Consider the following 19370-nt stretch of genomic DNA (forward strand, 5'->3'; position numbering starts at 1 on the left):
CGGCGGCGGCGATGGCGGTCACGGCAATGGCGGTCACGGTAACGGCGGCGGCGATGGCGGCGGCAACGGCGGTCACGGTCACGGTAACGGTGGCGGCGATGGCGGTCACGGCAACGGCAGCGGCGGCCACGGCAATGGCGGCGGCGACGGTAATGGCAAAGGGAGTGGTGGCGCCGGCAACGGCGGTGCCAACGGTGTCGGCAACGGAAACGGCAATGGCAGCAACGGCGGATCGGCCGGTGGCCATGGCCACTGACCGATGCATCGCCTGACGCGGAACGGTCAGAGCATTTCGAGCGCGCGCTTGCTGCGCGGCGGACGGAAGTAGCCGTCGAGTTGCGCGCGCTCGTCATCGCTCAACTCGAGATCGAGCGCCGCGCGATTGTCGCGGACGTGTTCGATCCGCGACGCCTTCGGGATCGCGAATACACCCGGCCGCGAGAGCACCCAGGCAAGCGCGACGCGCATCACCGACACACCGCGTTGCCGCGCGATCTCGTCGAGCGGCGAACGCTTCGGCAACCGCCCGTGATCGACCGGGCTGTAGGCCATCGCCGGCATCCGGTGCCTGGCGAGCCATGGCAACAGGTCGAATTCCGGGCCGCGCCGCGCGATGTTGTAGAGGATCTGGTTGGTCGCGCACGCGCCGCCGCCCGCCTCGTCGACGAGTTCCGCCATATCGGCCGTGTCGAAGTTGCTGACACCCCAATGGCGGATCTTGCCCGCGCGCCGCAGCGCCTCGAATCCCTCGACCGTCTCCTCGAGCGGCACCGAACCACGCCAGTGCAGCAGGTACAGGTCGAGACGGTCGGTACGCAAACGCTTGAGGCTCGCGTCGCACGCGGCGACGACGCCACGCCGGCTCGCATGATGCGGATACACCTTGCTGACAAGGAACACGCCGTCGCGCAGTCCGGTCAGCGCCTCGCCGACGAGCGTCTCGGTCGCGCCGTCTCCGTACATCTCGGCGGTGTCGACCAGCGACATCCCGAGCGCGATACCCTCGCGCAATGCGGCGATCTCGTCCGCGCGACGCGCGGGCCGCTCACCCATTTCCCAAGTGCCCAGGCCGAGCTTCGGAATCGTCTCGCCGTCCGGCAGGACGACCGTGGCGATCGTGTCTGTCATGCGTTCCTCGCTGCGGATTGGTGGCCGCGCACCGGCGGCCGTAGCATCGAATACGACGCATCAGTGTAGTCAATCGGCGCGGCGTCCACCTGCTGCACGGCAAAAACCGGATATAACGGCACCGCATGATGACTTAGAATGGCCGGCAATCTGATCGATACCCATTCCATGAAGGCACCCACGGACGACCGCTGGCAGGACCTGCGCCCCGACCCCGCGAACGATACGCCGCTCTACCTGCAGCTCGCCCGCAAGCTCGGCGACGCGATCCACGACAATCGATGGGCGGCCGGCGAGGCGCTGCCGTCCGAACGCGTGCTGTCCGAAGCGCTCGGCGTGTCGCGCATCACCGCGCGCAAGGCCATCGCGCTGCTCGTCGAGCAGGGCTTGATCCGCCGCACGCAAGGCGCCGGCAACTTCATCCAGCCGCGCTACGAGGATCCGCTTTCACGGCTGTCGAGCTTCAGCGAGATGCTCGAGCGCCGTGGCTTCAAGCCGAGCTCGCAGTGGCTCGAACGCGAGATTCAGCCGGCGAACCGCGACGAAGTCATCCAGCTCGGCCTGTCGCCGGCCGCATCGGTTACACGGCTGAAACGCCTGCGCCTCGCCGACGGCATCGTGATGGCCGTCGAAAACTCGACGTTCCCCGCCACGCTGATTCCCGATCCGCAGGCGATCGGCGGTTCGCTGTACAGCTATCTCGAAGCACGCGGCACGCCCATCGTGCGCGCGCTGCAGCATTTCCGCGCGGTCAACGCGACCGACGAGATCGCGCAGCAGATGGGCATCGCGCCGCACGACGCGCTGCTGCTGATCACGCGAATCGGCTATACGGCCGACCAGCGCGCGATCGAGCTCACCGATACCTACTGCCGCAACGACTACTACGACTTCGTCGTCGAGCTGCGCAAGTAATGCGCACGGTGCCGCCAGCGCTCATTGCCAGCGCGCTTCGTCCGTGCCGAGCGGCACGGGCGGCCGCGTGAATCGCGGCGGGGTCGCCGACAGACGTTCGGCCGGACGCACGGCATCGATCATGCCGAACGGCGAAGCGGTCCGGTCGATCCGGTCGCGCACGTCGTCGAACGTGAAATCCGGCACCTGCAGGCCGTCCGGCACCGTGCCGAACGATTGCAGCCAGCGTCCCGTCTGCGCGAGCGACAGCCGCACGTGCCAGCTTCCCCCTTCCGTTGCACGGCGCGCGAGCGCGATCATCGCGCCGAACGCCGCGAGATAACCCGTCGCATGATCGAGCGCCTGGCACGGCAGATGGCGCGGGCCGTCCGCGTGCGCGGCATGCTGCTCGCACCAGGCGATACCGCTCGCCGACTGCACGAGGCTGTCAAAGCCGCGCCGCATCGACCATGGCCCCGCATGCCCGTACGCGGACACCGACACGCACACGATGCCCGGCCGCAATTCCGCCAGCGCCTGCGGCGAGAACCCGCGCGCCGCGAGCGCGCCGGGGCGATAAGCCTGCAGGAATACATCGGCGTCGCGTGCAAGCTCGCGCAGCGTGGCGACGCCGGCCGCCTCGCGCAGGTCGATCCACGTCGAGTGCTTGCCGCGCCCGTTGTCGATCACGAGCGATGCGATGTTCGGCAGGTGCGGACCGTTGACGAGCAGCGTCTGTGCACCGTGCGATGCCAGCGTGCGGCCCGCGACCGGCCCCGCGATGATGCGCGTGAGATCGAGCACGCGCACGCCCGCGAGCGGCTGGTCGGGCTCGCCGCGGCCGATCGCCTCGACGGGCGCGTCGCCGATCCGCTCGATCTCGAACAGCGGCAGCGACGCGAGCGCGCGTGCCTGGTCGTGCGACGCCCATTCGTCAGGGGTTCTGATCAATGCCGCGCACAGGCCGGCCTCGGCCAGCGCGGTATCCAGCGCCGCGCCGTCCCACGTGCGGATCGCCGCCGCAACGTCGTCACGCTGCGGGCCGCAGCCGAGCACGTCGAGAATCCCGTGCAGGTGATGCGGAAAGTTCGCATGCAGCTGGATCCAGCGCCCGTCGCGCGTATCGTAGAAACCCGTTACCGGGTGGCGCGGCTCGGGCGGCAGGCCGTCGTCCACGCGCAGGTAGCGTTCGCTGCGGAATGCGACGAGCGCGTCGCGCATCGACACGTCGAGGCGCTGCGCGATGCCCGTGCGCAGCCGGTGGCATTCCGCCGCCGCGAGCCCGGCTGCCGCGATCGTCGCCGCGGCGAGCGTGCCGACGTGGAACGTCGACGGCAGCGTGGGGTCCTGCCCCGTCACGGCCGCGCGGGCCAGCGCGCCGGGTTCGCCGCGTGCAAGTTGCCACAAGCGGGACAATGCGAGTTCGGGTGTCATGGTGAAAGCGTGCCGTTGAGGAGACGAATTCGAGTCTAGAATTCGCGACGGGTGCGATCAATCTTGATTGCGCGAATCAATACATAACGAATAGTTGTAGCCGGGCCGCGCTTCATGCGCCCCGACAGGAGCGATCGGCATGACGTCCCTCAGCGCGCCGGAAGCCGCCGGCATCCTCGGTGTCAGCGTGAGCACCCTTTACGCGTATGTGAGCCGCGGCCTGCTGCGCTCGCTGCCGGACGGCGCGAGCAAGCGCCGCCGCTACGACGCGGACGAGGTGCGCCTGCTCGCGCGCCGCCGCGCCGATGCGAAACGCGCGGGCGGCGTCGCCGAACGCTCGCTCGACTGGGGCGTGCCCGTGCTCGAATCACGGATCACGCAGATCGCCGGCGGCCGCCTGCACTATCGCGGCGCCGATGCGATCGCGCTCGCGAACGACGCGACGCTCGAGGAAACGGCCGCACGACTGTGGGATTGTCCGCCCGCGCGGCTCGGCGCGGCATCGCTTGCGTCGACCGGTTTCGACGCCGCACAGTGGGACGACTGGGCTCGCCGCTGGGCCCATCTCGCGCCGCTCGAGCGCACGCTGGTACTGCTCCCCGCCGCGGCCGCCTCGCTGCCGCGCCTGTGGGCGCAAGGGCGCGACGCGCAGCTCGACTCGGCCACGCTGCTGCTGCGCGTGACGACGGCCGCGCTGGCCGGCATCGCGCCGGGCGACGCGCCCGTGCATCGGCAGCTCGCCGCAGCATGGCGGCTCCGGCGACGCGACGAAGCCGACCTGCTGCGCCGCGCGCTCGTGCTGTGCGCCGATCATGAACTGAACCCGTCGACCTTTGCGGTGCGCTGCATCGCGTCGACCGGCACCCACCTGTTCGGTGCGATCGCGGGCGGGCTCGCAGCGCTGTCGGGCCCGCGCCACGGCGGCGAGACGTTCCGCGCGGGCGCGCTGCTCGACGAAGCGGCGCGTGCCGCCGACCTCGACCGCTACCTCGCGCTGCGCGTCGCGCACGACGAACGGGCGGACGGTGCGCGCACCGCGCTGTCCGGGTTCGCGCACCCGCTCTATCCCGACGGCGATCCGCGCGCCCGCGCGTTGCTCGAGGCGCTGCACGCAATGCTGCCCGACCGGACGCCGTTACGCATGGCCCGTGCGCTCGCCGCACGCGTCGAGGCGGCGACCGGCCTGCGACCGGCGATCGATTTCGCGCTCGCGGTGCTGGAACGCTCGCTTGCGCTACCCGAGGGCGCCGCGTTCACGCTGTTCGCGGCCGGCCGCGCCGCGGGCTGGATCGCACACGCGCTCGAACAATATGCGGACGGCAAGCTGATCCGGCCCCGCGCGCGCTACGTCGGCAGCGACGCGGCGGCCTGACCACGGCCGCCGCGCCAAGCGACGAACCGTCGCCACGCGATCGGCGCGGCCTGCAGGTCCGGCGCCGCCTGCGGGCCGAACGCGAACACCGCACCACCCGCCGCCGTGCTGATCCAGACGCGCATGCCGGGCAGCAGCGCCAGCGTCTCGCCGGCGCGCAGCCAGTGATCGTCGGGCCGGCCCTCGATCGTCACCCACAGGTCGCCGTCCGCGACCTGCAGCGCGGTGCGATCGACGATGCGCCACCGCCCGGGCGGCTCGTTGCCGTCCATCTCGTAGAGTCGCAGTTCTCGCATGGCCGCCTCCGGGTCGCGTCGGTTCGAGGACTCCAGTATTTCGGACAGCGTCGACACCCGGACAGATACGCCCGCAGACACTTTCGGCTGAACTGTACCGGTCGGCTGACGGACGGGCGTCCGGCGCACCCGTGCCGATCCTGCGCGGCATGGCGGCTTTGCCTACAATGGCGGCTGTCCCGCGCCACCGGTCCGCCCCCATGTTCCAACGCCCGCCCGCCGCCGCTCCCGGCGAAAAGAATCTCACCGTGATGCTCTGGCTCGTTGCGACGGGCTTCTTCATGCAGACGCTCGATGCGACCATCGTCAACACGGCGCTGCCGTCGATGGCTGCGAGCCTCGGCGAATCGCCGTTGCGGATGCAGTCGGTCGTGATCGCGTACTCGCTGACGATGGCGGTGATGATCCCCGTCTCGGGCTGGCTCGCCGACACGTTCGGCACGCGGCGCGTGTTCTTCAGCGCGATCCTGGTGTTCTCGCTCGGTTCGTTGCTGTGCGCGAACGCGCATACGCTGTCGCAGCTCGTCGTGTTCCGCGTCGTGCAGGGGGTGGGCGGCGCGATGTTGTTGCCGGTCGGGCGGCTCGCCGTGCTGCGCACGTTCCCGGCCGAGCGCTACCTGGCCGCGCTGTCGTTCGTCGCGGTCCCCGGGCTGATCGGTCCGCTGATCGGGCCGACGCTTGGCGGCTGGCTCGTGAAGATCGCGTCGTGGCACTGGATCTTCCTGATCAACGTGCCCGTCGGCATCGCCGGCTGCGTCGCGACCTTCTACTCGATGCCCGACTCGCGCAACCCGGCCGTCGGCCGCTTCGACCTGAAGGGCTATCTGCTGCTGACGATCGGGATGGTCGCGATCTCGCTGTCGCTCGACGGGCTCGCCGATCTCGGCATGCAGCACGCGGCCGTGCTCGTGCTGCTGATCCTGAGCCTGGCGTGCTTCGTCGCGTACGGGCTGTACGCGGTGCGCGCGCCGCAGCCGATCTTCTCGCTCGAACTGTTCAAGATCCACACGTTCAGCGTGGGCCTGCTCGGCAACCTGTTCGCGCGGATCGGCAGCGGCGCGATGCCGTACCTGATTCCGCTGCTGCTGCAGGTGAGCCTCGGTTATTCGGCATTCGAGGCCGGGCTGATGATGTTGCCGGTCGCGGCGGCCGGGATGTTCTCGAAGCGGATCATCACGCGTCTGATCACGCAGCACGGCTACCGCAAGGTCCTGCTCGCGAACACGATCATGGTCGGCGTGATGATGGCGAGCTTCGCGCTGATGCGCGACTCGGTGCCCGTCTGGGTGAAGGTCATCCATCTCGCGCTGTTCGGCGGCTTCAACTCGATGCAGTTCACCGCGATGAACACGCTGACGCTGAAGGACCTCGGCACCGGCGGCGCGAGCAGCGGCAACAGCCTGTTCTCGCTCGTGCAGATGCTGTCGATGAGCCTCGGCGTCACGGTCGCGGGCGCGCTGCTGGCCACCTTCACCGGGATGCTGCGCACGGTGACGCCGAGCAACACGCTGCCCGCATTCCATGCGACCTTCGTCTGCGTCGGGATCATCACGGCCGCGTCCGCGTGGATCTTCGCGCAGCTCGCGCCCGAGATCCGCGGCCGCGCGCAGCACAAGACCGATCCGTCCGAGCGCGCGTGACGCACCGCGCGCGCCGTGCCGGGAAACCCCACGACGGCGCGCCGCGCACCATGTCGGTGCAGCATGGCTGCGCCGCGCGGCACCCGGCGACCTCGACGGCGCGTGGCACGGGGCCCGATGTCGAGCATGCTTCTTGCTGGCCTATTCTGTAGGTAAACTGGCAGCCTTCCTTCGGCCGACATCATGAGCATGATCGACATCGATCCCCCCGGCTTTCAGCCGCCCCGCCCCGTCGCCGGCGACGACGGGAAGCGGCGCACCGTGCTGTACGGTGCGTACACCGTGTTCAGCGTGTTCCAGCCCGTTTTCTCGGTGTCGCACCGCCGCGCGATCGGTTATCACGCGTCGCTGCGCGCGCACGACGAGGACAGCCGCCAGGTCGCGTCGCACGAGGTGTTCACGCAGGCGGCGCGGCGCGGCGACCTGCTCGAGCTCGGCCGGCTCGCCGAATCGCTGCATCTCGGCAACTTCCACGCGTTCGACAGTCACGACGAATGGCTCTTCCTGAGCCTGCATCCGGCCGCGCTGATGGACACCGTCTACGGCGACGCGCTGCTGGCGAACCTGAAGGCGCTCGGCCTGCCGCCGCATCGCGTGGTGCTCGAAGTGCCCGAGCAGGCAGGCGGCGAGACGCCGCGCTATGCGGCGATCGTCGATGGCCTGCGCAAGGCCGGCTTCCTGATCGCGCTCGGCGGCTTCGGTGCGAAACATTCGAACATCGACCGCGTGTGGCACCTGCATCCCGACATTGTCACGCTCGACCGCGGGATCCTCGCGCAGGCGAGCGAACACTCGCATCTCGAGCGCGTGCTGCCGGGGCTCGTGTCGCTGCTGCACGAATCCGGCCAGCTCGTGCTGATGGGCGGGCTCTCGACCGAGCGCGACGCGCTGATCGCGCTCGAATGCGATGTCGATTTCGTGCAAGGGCAATATTTCGCGGGACCGAGCGTCGACCCCGTGCAACCGCAGGCCGCCGCGGGCTGCATGGATACGCTGTCGGCCGCGTTGCGGCTGCGCGTCGCGAAACGCGAGCGCACACAGGCCGAACGCCTCGCACCGTATGTCGCCGCGCTGGAGGAGGCGAGCCAGAAGCTCGTCGCGGGCGAACCGCTGATCGACGCCGCCGGCGCCGTGCTGGGGTTGCCGGAAACCGCGCGCTGCTTCCTGCTCGATGCATCGGGCCGCCAGATCGGCGACAACGTGCTCGCGCGCGGCAGCGTGTCGCAGCGGGCCAAGCGCTTCCGGCCGTTGCTGCATTCGGAAGGCGCAAGCTGGGAGCGCCGCCCCTACTTCATCCATGCGATGCGCGCGCCGGGCCGCGTGCATCTGACGCCGCCGTACCTGTCGATCAACGAAGCGCACCTGTGCGTGACCGCATCGATCGCCGCGCCGGCCGCGACCGGCATGCAGGTGCTGTGCGTCGACATCAACTGGGAAGCGGCGCTCAACCGCGAATGAGTTCGCGCGCCGCGCTCATGCGGCGCCATCGACGTCGTCGGCCCGGCGCGCGATCAGCCGATGCACGCGCTTGCCGGATGACGCGCTGACCACCTCGTGCTCGTCGATCACGTGCATGCCGGGGCCGAGCGCCGCACGCATGCGCACCGAATCGAGCGGTGTGTACAAGCGGCCGCGCTCGTCGCGCAACGCGCCGTTGCCGGCCACCCGCCAGCTCAGGTACAACGTGCCGCCGGGCATCAGCAGTGCAGCGAGCCGCGCGGCCGCCGCAGCGGCATCCGCCTGCTCGAGATGCATGACGACCGTCTCGCACAACACGTTGCGAAACGCGCCGGACGGCACGCCCGCGAGCGCCGGCAGCGCAGCCAGTTCGAACGTCAGCGACGGATGACGCAAGCGTGCCTCGGCGAGCAGCGCCGCGCTCGCATCGTAGCCGCGCACGTCGAATCCTTGCGACGCGAGCCACGCAGTGTCGCGCCCCGCGCCGCAGCCGACGTCGGCGGTCGGCCCCGGCGAGAAATACTGCTCGAGCAGCGCATACATGTCGTCGGGGGCGGCCTGGTCGAGCCAGTCCTGCGCGTATTGCGCGGCATGGGCTTCGTAGGCATCGAGAGTCGGGCGATCCACCATGGCGATTGCTCCGCATACGCGTCCTGTCGTGCGACGCACTCCGCATCTTAGCCGTTGCGCATCGCGCGTGGTGGGGCGCGCGGTCCTATGCCGCGCGCATGTCGCCCGCGCGATGCGCGTGCGCGGTCAGCTCGGCCCACAGCGCATCGCCGCGCCAGGCGGGCCGCGATGCCGCGGTTTCGGCGTCGTGAACGAGCGCGCACAGCCGCGCGTTGACCGGCGCCTGCGCACCGACGCGCGCGCCCAGCCGGACGATCTCGCCGTTGATCCACTCGACTTCGGTCGCCCGGCGCCTGGCGAGATCGTCGGACATCGACGAGCGCGCAAGCGGATCGATCGCGAGCATCCGGCCGCCCAGCGCGCGAAACACGGGATCGGGCAAGTCGAGCACGGCGGGAATCCAGGCAGCCGGCAACGGCGTGAGCCGCGCGGGCCGGATCGCGGCACGCGCCAGCACGTGCAGTGCTTCGCGTTGCGCCAGCGCGACGCAGCGTCGATACGCGCGTTGCGAGAGTTCGTCGCGCAACGGCAGGTTCGCGAGCGCATTGACCGCGTTGTTCAGGTTCAGCAGCAGCTTCGCCCACTGCACGGCCCGCATGTCGCGGTGCAGCGCGAGCGGTAGCCCGGCACGGGCGAACGCGCCGGCGAATGGCTGCAGCGCGGGTGACGCGTCGGCCGCGAGCACGCCAGCCGAGCCCTGGTGAAACGCGCCGGGCCCGCGTTCGATCACGTTGAACGGCACCATGCCGGCCAGCACGGTCGCTTGCGGCAGCGCATCGCGCAACACGTCGGCGTTGTAGAGACCGTTCTGGAAACTGACGACGACCGTGCCGGGCCGCAGCACGTCGGCCAGTTGGGCTGCGGCGCCCTGCGTCGCGGCCGACTTCACCGCGACGAGCACGAGCCGCGCGACAGCTGCGGCGGCTGGATCGGTCGAGAATGCGACCTCGGACGGCGCGAGCGTCGCGCGATGGCCGCGCCGGTCTGTCAGGGTCAGCCCGTTTGCGCGAATCGCGTCGCCGATCCGTGCGCGGCCGACGAGCGTGACGGGCGTCCCCGCCGCCGCGAGCCGGCCGCCGAGATAGCAGCCGACCGCGCCCGCGCCGAACACGCAGACCGGCGCGGCCGGCGTGTCAGACATGCGAGTGCACGCCGCCGTGGACCGGGCCCGCACGCCGCTCGACTTCGCGGCGCACGTCGCCGCGCAGGCCCACGAAGAACGCGACTTCGGCGACGACGAACAGCGGCCCGACCGTCAGGCCGACCAGGTCGTCGACGAACGCGGGCTTGCGCCCTTCGAACCAGTGCCCGACGAACTGCACGATCCAGCCGACCACGAACGCGCCGACGCCGATCCCGAGCCATTGCGCGGTCGGCAGCAACGCGAGCGTCTGCGCAGCCCACAGGCCGAGCGCGAACAGCGCGGTCATCGCCACCCCGAAGCCCAGGTCGAGACGCAGGTAGAACACCGCGAACGCCACGGCGAGCAGCAGCGCCGGCGACAGCGCGACGCCCGCCAGCACGCCGATCGCCGGCCGTGACAGCAGCACCTCGACCGCGAACACGATCATCGGAATGCCGACCAGATGCGTCGCAATGTTGCGCACGTCGCGATGGTAGGCCGCATACTGGGAAAGGTGATCCTCGAGCGTCTTCATGGTGTCTCCTGAACGATCATCGAGCGCTATGATGCGCGTCACGCCCGACAACCTCTGTCAGCTACCCGACATCGCGTGCCCATGCCCTCGCCGCTCGCCCCGTACCTGCCGCAGATCGAAGCGCACCCGTGGTTCGCCGCGCTGCCGCCCGCGTTGCGCCACGAGCTGCTCGCCCGCGCCGCGTTGCGGCACCTGCCGGCCGGCCAGGCGCTGTTCCGCCGCGGCGACCCGCCGTGCGGGCTGTATGCGGTGCTGGCCGGTTCCCTCACCATAGGCGCGGTCGATCCGCAGGGCAAGGAAGCGCTGCTGACGGTCGCCGACCCCGTCACGTGGTTCGGCGAGATCGCACTGTTCGACGGCCAACCGCGCACGCACGATGCGATCGCGCTCGACGACACGCTGCTGCTGCACGTCCCGCAGGCCGCGCTCGTCGCGATGCTCGACGCGACACCGCAATACTGGCGGCAGTTCGCGCTGTTGATGGCGCAAAAGCTCCGGCTGAGCTTCCTGACCGTCGAATCGATGAGCGTGATGCCGGCCGCGCAGCGGCTTGCCGCGCGGCTGCTGATGATCGCCGACGGCTACGGCGGGATCAGCGCCGGCCGCACGCGCATCCGGATGTCGCAGGAAAAGCTCGCGGCAATGCTCTCGCTCACGCGGCAGACCACCAACCAGCTGCTGAAGGCGCTGCAGGCCGACGGCATCGTGCGGCTGCATGTCGGCGAAATCGAACTCGTCGACGTCGACGCGCTGCGCCGCGCAAGCGGCCTGCCCGGCGGCACGCCGTGACTGCGCCCTGACGCCGCCGCGCAATCGCCGCAACGCCGCATTCCCGCCGTCATGGCATTGCGCTATCGTGACGGCTCGTTCGCCCTCCCCGCATCCGCTCTTGAACACGTCCACCGTCACTACTCCGCCCCGTCATGCGTGGCCCGTATTCGTCGCATTCCTGCGGCTCGGCCTCACGTCGTTCGGCGGGCCCGTCGCGCATCTCGGCTACTTCCGTGACGCATTCGTCACGCGACGCCGCTGGCTGACCGAGCGCGCCTATGCGGATCTCGTCGGCCTGTGCCAGTTCCTGCCGGGGCCGGCGAGCAGCCAGGTCGGGATGGCGATCGGCCTGTCGCGCGCGGGCTATGCGGGGATGTTCGCCGCATGGCTCGGCTTCACGCTGCCGTCCGCGCTGCTGATGATACTGTTCGCGCTCGGTGTCCACGCGACGGGCATGCCGGTCGCGGCAGGCGCGCTGCACGGGTTGCGCATCGTGTCGGTCGCCGTGATCGCGCAGGCGGTGTGGGGCATGGCGCGCACGCTGTGCCCGGATGCGCGCCGCGTCACGCTGATGGCGATCGCGACCTGCATCGCGCTGCTCGTCCCGGCTGCGTGGCTGCAGGTGGTCGTGATCGTCGCGGCAGGCGCCGCCGGTCTCATGCTGTTGCCGCAGCCCGAGCGCGGCGCCCACGAGCCGTTGCCGCTGCACGTGTCGCGCCGCGCGGGGCTGCTGTGGCTCGTACTGTTCGCCGCGCTGATCGTCGTGTTGCCGGTCGCGGCAAGCGCGCTCCACTCGAACACACTCGCCGTCGTCGATGCATTCTTCCGCACCGGCGCGCTGGTGTTCGGCGGCGGCCACGTGGTGCTGCCGCTGCTGCAAGCGGCCGTCGTCGCGCCGGGCTGGGTCGGCGACTCGGCGTTCCTGGCCGGCTATGGTGTCGCGCAGGCCGTACCGGGGCCGCTCTTCACGTTCTCGGCCTTCCTCGGTGCGTTGCTGCGCGACGCGCCGAACGGCTGGCTCGGCGGGATGATCGCGCTGGTGTCGATCTTCGCGCCGTCGTTCCTGCTTGTCGCGGGCACCGCCCCGTTCTGGGAACGCCTGCGTCGCAGCACGCGCATGCAGGCCGCGCTGGCGGGCGTGAACGCGGCGGTCGTCGGGCTGCTGCTTGCCGCGCTCTATCATCCGGTGTGGAGCGACACGATCGTGTCACCGCGCGACTTCGCTGCCGCGCTCGTCGCGTTCGTCGCGCTCGTGTTCTGGCGCGTGCCGCCGTGGGCCGTCGTGATCGCGAGCGCGGCGCTCGGCTGGTTGTCGGGGGTGATCGTCTGATCGGGCGAATGCCGCGCGGCGATTGATGCCCGATCAAAAACGAAAAAGCCCTCGTGACGAGGGCTTTTTTGGGGGATGCCGCGCGCCGCAGGGGCGCGCAGGATGCCCGGACTTACGCGAAGTTCTTCGCTGCGAAGTCCCAGTTCACGATGTTCCAGAACGCTTCAACGAACTTCGGACGTGCGTTGCGGTAGTCGATGTAGTACGCGTGCTCCCACACGTCGATCGTCAGCAGCGGCTTGTCGGCCGTCGTCAGCGGCGTGGCGGCGTTGCTCGTCGAGACGATGTCGAGCGAACCGTCGGCCTTCTTCACGAGCCATGCCCAGCCCGAACCGAACGTGCCGACCGCAGCCTTCGTGAACGCTTCCTTGAATGCGTCGTACGAACCCCACTTCGCATTGATCGCGTCGCCGAGCGCGCCCGACGGTGCGCCGCCGCCGTTCGGCGACAGGCTGTTCCAGAAGAACGTGTGGTTCCAGATTTGCGCGGCGTTGTTGAAGATGCCGCCCGACGACTTCTTCACGATCTCTTCCAGCGACAGGTTTTCGAATTCCGTGCCCGGGATCAGATTGTTCAGGTTCGTCACATATGCCTGGTGGTGCTTGCCGTAGTGGTACTCGATCGTCTCTTTCGAGATGGTCGGCGCGAGTGCGTCTTCAGCGTACGGGAGCGGCGGGAGCGTATGAGCCATGGCGATTCCTTCGTTGAGTATGTAGGGAGGCTGTGTTGAATGCTGCCGAGCGTCTGATTGTAGGCGAGTCCGAATATCCCCGCAAACTCACGGGCATTTATCCGCGGTATGCAGAAAATCGCCGCTGGCGCTTCATCCGGCAGGACGAGACGACGACGCGCAGCATCCGTTCCCGCGCCCGGCGTTCGATACGTCCGGACCGCCGGGCGTGCGACCTTCGTTTCGCTTACGCCGTCGTCGTCAGATCGTGTCGGTCAGCCGCGGCTGCACGTCGGCGAGCGACACGTCGGCCGAGCCTTCGGCGAGATGCACCGTGAGTCGGCGCTGCGGCTTCAGCGCGCTCGGCGCGCGCACCGCGCGGCCGGTCTGCGCGTCGATCAGCGCCGCGTAGCCGCGCTCGAGCGTGCGCTGCGGGCTCAGCACCTCGAGCCGCGCCGCGCAGGCCGACACGCGCGCGGTATCGCGCTCGTGACGGCGCTGCAGCGCCACCGCGAGACGTTGCGACAATCCGGCGACGGCCTGACGCGCCTGCGCCGGGTCGGGCCGCGCGCGCTGCCAGCGCAATTGCGCGAGCGCGAAACGCGCACGCGCGTCGCGCACCGGCCGCGACGCCGCCGACGCGAGCCGCACCGCCAGCTGTTCGACGTGGGTACGTTGCCGCTGCAGCCGTTCGGCCGGGCTGACGAGCCGGCGCGCGAGCCAGTCGAGCTGCTGCGCACGCTGCTCGAGCCCGCGCTCCAGGCTGCGCGCAAGCGCGCGCTGCCGGTCGGCAACCTCGCGCAACAACAACGCGCGCTGCGGACTCGCCAGCTCGGCCGCGCCGGTCGGCGTCGGCGCGCGCAGGTCGGCCGCGAAGTCCGCGATCGTGAAATCGGTTTCGTGGCCGACGCCGCTGACGACCGGCAGTTCGCTCGCCGCGATCGCCCGTGCGAGCGCTTCGTCGTTGAACGACCACAGATCCTCGATCGACCCGCCGCCACGGCACACGAGCAGCACGTCGACCTCGCGCCGCGCGTTCGCGGTCTGCACGGCCGCGACGAGCTTTTCGGCGGAACCGGCACCCTGCACGGGCGCCGGATAGACGATCACCGGAATGTGCGGCGCGCGGCGCGCGAGCGTGGTCAGCACGTCGCGCAGCGCGGCGGCCTGCAGCGACGTGACGATGCCGATCGCGCGCGGGTGCGCCGGCAGCGGCCGCTTGCGCTCGGCGGCGAACAGCCCTTCGGCCTCGAGCTGCGCCTTCAGCCGCAGGAATGCCTCGTAAAGACGCCCTTGGCCCGTGCGCCGCACGGCCTCGACGTTGAGCTGCACTTCGCCGCGCGGCTCGTACATCGTGACGACCGCGCGCACCTCGATCCGGTCGCCTTCGCGCGGCGTGAATTCCGCGTACTGCGCGCGACCGCGAAACATCACGCAGCGCATCTGCGCCTGCTGGTCCTTGATCGAGAAATACCAGTGGCCGCTCGCGGCGCGCGTGAAATTCGACACTTCGCCCGAGATCCACAGCAGCGGGAACGAGCGCTCGAGCATCGTCGAAATCGCGCGATTAAGCGCCGAAACGGGAATCACTTCGTCGCCGCCGCGAGTCGCGCCGGGAGCGGAAAAAGGAGAGTCGGAAAGCATGGGCGGTCGGATGAATGCTGGCGGCGACACGATAGTCCGACACGCGCGCGGCGTCCAGCGCCGGCTACCCGCACTGCAACACGCGGAAGGTGTCCACATTTTGGCTATCGTCCCCCAAAAACACTTGAAAACCTCGAAAAAAACCAGACAATTCCGCGTAACGCTTTGATTTTTATATATTTTTAAACCTTTCGGTTTGATTCGGCGCCGATTCGATGCCCATCCGGCGGGCGTTTGACGCGAACGGGCGGGGAGTTTTTCACAGAGTTATCCACAACCCGCTCCGATCCGCCCCCATCGGATGCGTTGCCCGGCCGCGCTTGCCGCGCCCGCGTGCGGCGCGCTAGAGTGCCGCCTTCCGAAGACCTTGCGGCATGCGCCGCCCAACGGAGAATCCGTCTTGATGAATCCGTCCCACGCCGCGGCGCTCGACGCGCCGCGTCCGGCCCGATGAGCGCGCCCGGCGGCCCGCTCGCGCCGCTCGAAGCGCGCCTCACGCGCGAATGGCAGCGACGCGGCGCCCTCGCCTGGGCGCTCACGCCGTTCGCCTGCGTGTTCGGCCTGTGCGCGGCGCTGCGCCGCACGGCCTACGCGCAGGGCTGGAAGCAACCGGTCGACGTCGGCGTGCCCGTCGTCGTGGTCGGCAACGTGACCGTCGGAGGCACCGGCAAGACGCCGACCGTGATCGCGCTGGTCGACGCGCTGCGCGCGGCCGGGTTCACGCCGGGCGTCGTGTCGCGCGGCTACGGCGCGAACGTGAAGGCGCCCGTCGCGGTCACGCCCGCATCGCGCGCGAGCGCGGCCGGCGACGAACCGCTCCTGATCGCGCGCCGCACCGGCGCGCCCGTGTGGGTGTGCCCCGACCGCGTCGCGGCCGCGCAGGCGCTGCGCGCCGCGCACCCGAACGTCGACGTGATCGTCAGCGACGATGGCCTCCAGCACTACCGTCTCGCCCGGACGGTCGAGCTCGTCGTGTTCGACCACCGCCTCGGCGGCAACGGCTTCCTGCTGCCGGCCGGGCCGCTGCGCGAGCCGCTGTCGCGCCACCGGGACGCGACGCTCGTCAACGATCCGTACAGCGGCGCGCTGCCGCCGTGGCCCGACACCTATGCGCTCGCGCTCACGCCGGGCGCCGCGTGGCACCTCGACCAGCCGGCGCTGCGTCGTCCGCTGTCGCAGTTCGCGAACGAGCGCGTGCTCGCCGCGGCCGGCATCGGCGCGCCGGAACGCTTCTTCGCGACGCTGCGCGCGGCCGGCCTCGCGCCGGCGACGCGCGCGCTGCCCGACCACTACGCGTTCCCCGACAATCCGTTCGTCGACGACGCAGTCGATGCGATCCTGATCACCGAGAAGGATGCAGTAAAATTGGGCGCTTCCTGGCGCGACGCTCGGCTGTGGGTCGTCCCCGTCGAAGCCGCGCTCGATCCTCGCCTCATTGCCCTCGTTGTGGAGAAACTCCGTGGACGCTCGCCTGCTTGAAATCCTTGTGTGCCCTATCTGCAAAGGCCCGCTCCACTATGACCGCGCCGCGCAGGAGCTGATCTGCAACGCGGACAAGCTCGCCTACCCGATCCGCGACGGCATCCCCGTGATGCTCGTCGACGAAGCGCGCCAGACCGTCGAAGGCACGCCGGTCGACCCCGCCGGCCCGGCCGGCAGCTGACGCTGCACCGCTGCACCGGCGCCTGGCCGCGGTTCGCTGCGGCCGCGTGCCGGCCCGTGCCCCGGGCGGCCTGCCTTCGACGCGCCGCCCGCCCCGCCCTCCTCACCGCCCAGCCCCGATGACCCATCCGCAGCCCTTCATCGCCGTCATTCCTGCCCGGCTCGCGTCGACGCGCCTGCCGAACAAGCCGCTCGCCGATCTCGGCGGCAAGCCGATGGTCGTGCGCGTCGCCGAGCGCGCGCGCGAAGCGGGCGCGCAGCAGGTGCTCGTCGCGTCCGACGCGCAGAGCGTGCTCGACGCGGCCCGCGAGCACGGTTTCGAAGCAGTGCTGACACGCGCCGATCATCCGTCCGGCACCGACCGGCTCGCGGAAGTCGCCGCGACGTTCGGGTGGAGCGACGACACCGTCGTCGTCAACGTGCAGGGCGACGAACCGCTGATCGACCCGGTGCTCGTGCGCGACGTAGCGTCGCACCTCGCCGCGCATCCGGACTGCGCGATCGCGACCGCGGCGCACCCGATCCACGCCGCCGCCGACGTGTTCAACCCGAACATCGTGAAGGTCGCGCTCGACGCGCGCAACGTCGCGATGTACTTCTCGCGCGCGCCGATTCCGTGGAGCCGCGATGCGTACCAGCCGCACTGGCCCGACGTCGCGGCCATGCCGGCACCGGCCTTTCCGGTCCATCGTCACATCGGCCTGTACGCATATCGCGCGCGTTTTCTGCGCACCTATCCGTCGCTCGCGCAGGCGCCGATCGAGCAAGCGGAGCAGCTCGAACAGCTGCGCGCGATGTGGCACGGCGAGCGCATCGCGGTGCTGATCACCGAACATGCGCCCGAAGCCGGCATCGACACGCCGGCCGATCTCGCACGCGTGCAGGCCCTTTTTCGGCCGGGTTCAAAATAACCCGTGGCATAATCAAGCGATTGTGCGAGCCGTCCGCGACCCGCGCGTCCTCGCTTGACCCCGCCACGGCCCGCCCCGGCAGCCGCGCGTCGCTTTTCGCCGACGCGCCGCATCAGACCGGTCCGCCGCGCGCAAGGCAAGCCCCGCGCACGTTGTCGCCGACGCTTTTGCGTCTCGCCACACGAATCTACATACTGGAGATATCACCATGCGTTTGATCCTGTTGGGCGCGCCCGGCGCGGGAAAGGGCACCCAGGCAAACTTCATCAAGGAAAAGTTCGGCATCCCGCAAATCTCGACAGGTGACATGCTGCGCGCGGCCGTCAAGGCCGGCACGCCGCTCGGCATCGAGGCGAAGCGCTTCATGGACGAAGGCAAGCTCGTGACGGACGACCTGATCATCGGTCTCGTGAAGGAGCGCCTGAAGGAAGCCGATTGCGCGAACGGCTATCTGTTCGATGGCTTCCCGCGCACGATCGCGCAGGCTGACGCGATGAAGGAAGCCGGCGTCGCGATCGATTACGTGCTCGAAATCGACGTCCCGTTCTCGGAGATCATCGAGCGCATGAGCGGCCGCCGCACGCACCCGGCGTCGGGCCGCACGTACCACGTCAAGTTCAACCCGCCGAAGGTCGAGGGTGTGGACGACGTGACGGGCGAACCGCTGATCCAGCGCGACGACGACAAGGAAGAAACCGTCAAGAAGCGTCTCGAAGTGTACGAAGCGCAGACCAAGCCGCTCATCAAGTACTACGGCGACTGGGCGCAGCGCGGCGAGGAAAACGGCCTGAAGGCCCCGCAGTATCGCAAGATCTCGGGCCTCGGCAGCGTCGATGAAATCCGCGAGCGTGCGTTCGAAGCATTGAAGTAAGCACCACGTCGTGCACCGCAAGCCGCCCTTCCGGGCGGCTTTTTTTTCGTCTGCCGCGACCGTTTCGTCTGACCTGGATTCGCACGACCGTGCCGCACTGGGCGGCTTGCAGCGGCGCCCCGTACAATCGATCGAACGCGTGCGCCGCGTGGACCGGCGCACCGGCCTTTCCTCCGATCGACCGGCATCGGACCCAACCAAGGAGACAGTGATGGAGATTCGCGGCAACGTCTTTCTGATCACGGGCGGCGCATCGGGCCTCGGCGCCGGGACGGCCCGCATGCTCGCGCAGGCCGGCGGCAAGGTCGTGCTCGCCGACCTGAACGAGGCGGCCGGCACGGCGCTCGCGAGCGAGCTTTCCGGCGTGTTCGTGCGCTGCGACGTGTCGAGCGAGGCCGATGCGCAGGCGGCCGTCGACGCCGCGACGCGCGCGGGCACGCTGCGCGGCCTCGTGAACTGCGCGGGCATCGCGCCCGCCGCGAAGACCGTCGGCAAGGACGGCGCGCATCCGCTCGACGTATTCGCGAAAACGATCAACGTGAACCTGGTCGGCACCTTCAACATGATCCGGCTCGCGGCCGCCGCGATGGCTGCGACCGCGCCGAACGACGGCGGCGAGCGCGGCGTGATCGTCAGCACCGCGTCGGTCGCCGCCTACGACGGCCAGATCGGCCAGGCCGCATACGCGGCATCGAAGGCCGGCGTCGCGGGCATGACGCTGCCGATCGCACGCGATCTGTCGCGCCACGGCATCCGCGTGATGACGATCGCGCCCGGGCTGTTCGAGACGCCGATGCTGCTCGGCATGCCGAAGGACGTGCAGGATGCGCTCGGCGCGATGGTGCCGTTCCCGCCGCGGCTCGGCAAACCGGACGAGTACGCGATGCTGGTGCGCCAGATCGTCGAGAATCCGATGCTCAACGGCGAAGTGATCCGCCTCGACGGCGCGATCCGGATGCAGCCGAAGTAAGGGCCACGCGATTGCAAATGAAAAACGCCCG

General features: G+C 69.8%; 20 protein-coding genes. 11 read left to right on the forward strand and 9 right to left on the reverse strand.

The window, feature by feature from the left end; genetic code table 11:
• On the reverse strand, window positions 1–247 hold a 247-nt coding region (locus WS75_RS34250), incomplete at its 3' end, for a hypothetical protein (protein WP_179948947.1).
• 35 nt (window positions 248–282) lie between these two features.
• Window positions 283–1128: an aldo/keto reductase gene (locus WS75_RS24305; RefSeq protein ID WP_059684039.1), complete on the reverse strand. Its 846-nt coding sequence runs from the start codon at window positions 1126–1128 to the stop codon at window positions 283–285.
• A 168-nt stretch (window positions 1129–1296) separates the two neighbouring features.
• Here WS75_RS24305 and WS75_RS24310 point away from each other — a divergent pair, with 168 nt between their 5' ends.
• On the forward strand, window positions 1297–2043 hold the full coding sequence (locus WS75_RS24310; RefSeq protein WP_059684042.1) for a GntR family transcriptional regulator: 747 nt from the start codon (window positions 1297–1299) through the stop codon (window positions 2041–2043).
• A gap of 21 nt (window positions 2044–2064) precedes the next feature.
• Here WS75_RS24310 and WS75_RS24315 read toward each other — a convergent pair whose 3' ends face one another.
• Window positions 2065–3456 (reverse strand): CoA transferase, encoded by a 1392-nt coding sequence (locus WS75_RS24315; protein WP_059684044.1) that lies wholly within the window; start codon window positions 3454–3456, stop codon window positions 2065–2067.
• A gap of 139 nt (window positions 3457–3595) precedes the next feature.
• On the opposite strand from WS75_RS24315, the gene WS75_RS24320 reads away from it, so the two are divergent.
• Window positions 3596–4828 (forward strand): citrate/2-methylcitrate synthase, encoded by a 1233-nt coding sequence (locus tag WS75_RS24320; RefSeq protein WP_059684045.1) that lies wholly within the window; start codon window positions 3596–3598, stop codon window positions 4826–4828.
• Here WS75_RS24320 and WS75_RS24325 read toward each other — a convergent pair.
• On the reverse strand, window positions 4801–5124 hold the full coding sequence (locus tag WS75_RS24325) for a DUF2917 domain-containing protein (RefSeq protein ID WP_059684047.1): 324 nt from the start codon (window positions 5122–5124) through the stop codon (window positions 4801–4803). The two genes, WS75_RS24320 and WS75_RS24325, sit on opposite strands and share 28 nt — an antisense overlap.
• 200 nt (window positions 5125–5324) lie before the next feature.
• Here WS75_RS24325 and mdtD point away from each other — a divergent pair, with 200 nt between their 5' ends.
• Both mdtD and WS75_RS24335 read left to right on the forward strand, forming a co-directional pair.
• Window positions 5325–6764: a multidrug transporter subunit MdtD gene (mdtD, locus tag WS75_RS24330; protein WP_059608008.1), complete on the forward strand. Its 1440-nt coding sequence runs from the start codon at window positions 5325–5327 to the stop codon at window positions 6762–6764.
• Window positions 6765–6947: 183 nt separating this feature from the next.
• Complete coding sequence (locus WS75_RS24335) at window positions 6948–8222, forward strand: EAL domain-containing protein (protein ID WP_059684049.1); 1275 nt, start codon at window positions 6948–6950, stop codon at window positions 8220–8222.
• Window positions 8223–8237: 15 nt separating this feature from the next.
• Here WS75_RS24335 and WS75_RS24340 read toward each other — a convergent pair whose 3' ends face one another.
• The 3 genes from WS75_RS24340 to WS75_RS24350 all read right to left on the reverse strand — a co-directional run bounded on the left by WS75_RS24340 (window position 8238) and on the right by WS75_RS24350 (window position 10510).
• Window positions 8238–8852: a class I SAM-dependent methyltransferase gene (locus WS75_RS24340; protein ID WP_059684051.1), complete on the reverse strand. Its 615-nt coding sequence runs from the start codon at window positions 8850–8852 to the stop codon at window positions 8238–8240.
• A gap of 85 nt (window positions 8853–8937) precedes the next feature.
• Window positions 8938–9993 (reverse strand): 2-dehydropantoate 2-reductase, encoded by a 1056-nt coding sequence (locus tag WS75_RS24345; protein WP_059684054.1) that lies wholly within the window; start codon window positions 9991–9993, stop codon window positions 8938–8940.
• The gene (locus WS75_RS24350; protein WP_059684056.1) at window positions 9986–10510 is read right to left on the reverse strand and encodes an Mpo1 family 2-hydroxy fatty acid dioxygenase; all 525 of its coding nucleotides are present in this window, start codon (window positions 10508–10510) and stop codon (window positions 9986–9988) included. Before WS75_RS24350 ends, WS75_RS24345 begins: the two co-directional genes overlap by 8 nt.
• An 81-nt stretch (window positions 10511–10591) precedes the next feature.
• On the opposite strand from WS75_RS24350, the gene WS75_RS24355 reads away from it, so the two are divergent.
• Window positions 10592–11299 carry a Crp/Fnr family transcriptional regulator gene (locus WS75_RS24355; RefSeq protein ID WP_059684058.1) on the forward strand — a complete coding sequence of 236 codons (708 nt, stop codon included), beginning with the start codon at window positions 10592–10594 and terminating at the stop codon, window positions 11297–11299.
• Window positions 11300–11399: 100 nt separating this feature from the next.
• Complete coding sequence (gene chrA, locus WS75_RS24360; protein WP_059684365.1) at window positions 11400–12611, forward strand: chromate efflux transporter; 1212 nt, start codon at window positions 11400–11402, stop codon at window positions 12609–12611.
• A 112-nt stretch (window positions 12612–12723) separates the two neighbouring features.
• Here the strand turns inward: chrA and sodB are convergent, their stop codons facing one another.
• Together sodB and xseA are read right to left on the reverse strand one after the other, a co-directional pair.
• Window positions 12724–13302: a superoxide dismutase [Fe] gene (gene sodB, locus WS75_RS24365; protein ID WP_044848579.1), complete on the reverse strand. Its 579-nt coding sequence runs from the start codon at window positions 13300–13302 to the stop codon at window positions 12724–12726.
• Between the two features lie 240 nt (window positions 13303–13542).
• Window positions 13543–14925 carry an exodeoxyribonuclease VII large subunit gene (gene xseA, locus WS75_RS24370; protein WP_059684060.1) on the reverse strand — a complete coding sequence of 461 codons (1383 nt, stop codon included), beginning with the start codon at window positions 14923–14925 and terminating at the stop codon, window positions 13543–13545.
• A 450-nt stretch (window positions 14926–15375) separates the two neighbouring features.
• Here xseA and lpxK point away from each other — a divergent pair, with 450 nt between their 5' ends.
• From lpxK to WS75_RS24395, 5 genes are all read left to right on the forward strand, one after another.
• Window positions 15376–16404: a tetraacyldisaccharide 4'-kinase gene (gene lpxK, locus WS75_RS24375; protein WP_059684063.1), complete on the forward strand. Its 1029-nt coding sequence runs from the start codon at window positions 15376–15378 to the stop codon at window positions 16402–16404.
• Entirely contained in the window at window positions 16385–16588 is a 204-nt protein-coding gene (locus WS75_RS24380) for a Trm112 family protein (RefSeq protein WP_006750935.1), read from the forward strand. The genes lpxK and WS75_RS24380 overlap by 20 nt, the downstream gene beginning before the upstream one ends.
• 118 nt (window positions 16589–16706) lie before the next feature.
• A complete protein-coding gene (gene kdsB / locus WS75_RS24385; RefSeq protein ID WP_059684065.1) occupies window positions 16707–17498 on the forward strand; it encodes a 3-deoxy-manno-octulosonate cytidylyltransferase in 792 nt (263 codons plus the stop codon).
• Between the two features lie 208 nt (window positions 17499–17706).
• Window positions 17707–18369 (forward strand): adenylate kinase, encoded by a 663-nt coding sequence (adk, locus tag WS75_RS24390; protein ID WP_059684069.1) that lies wholly within the window; start codon window positions 17707–17709, stop codon window positions 18367–18369.
• A gap of 211 nt (window positions 18370–18580) precedes the next feature.
• Complete coding sequence (locus WS75_RS24395) at window positions 18581–19339, forward strand: SDR family NAD(P)-dependent oxidoreductase (RefSeq protein ID WP_059684072.1); 759 nt, start codon at window positions 18581–18583, stop codon at window positions 19337–19339.
• Window positions 19340–19370 lie beyond the last annotated feature (31 nt).

Origin of the sequence: Burkholderia sp. FL-7-2-10-S1-D7, from assembly GCF_001524185.1 — a bacterium.
Classification (GTDB): domain Bacteria; phylum Pseudomonadota; class Gammaproteobacteria; order Burkholderiales; family Burkholderiaceae; genus Burkholderia; species Burkholderia diffusa.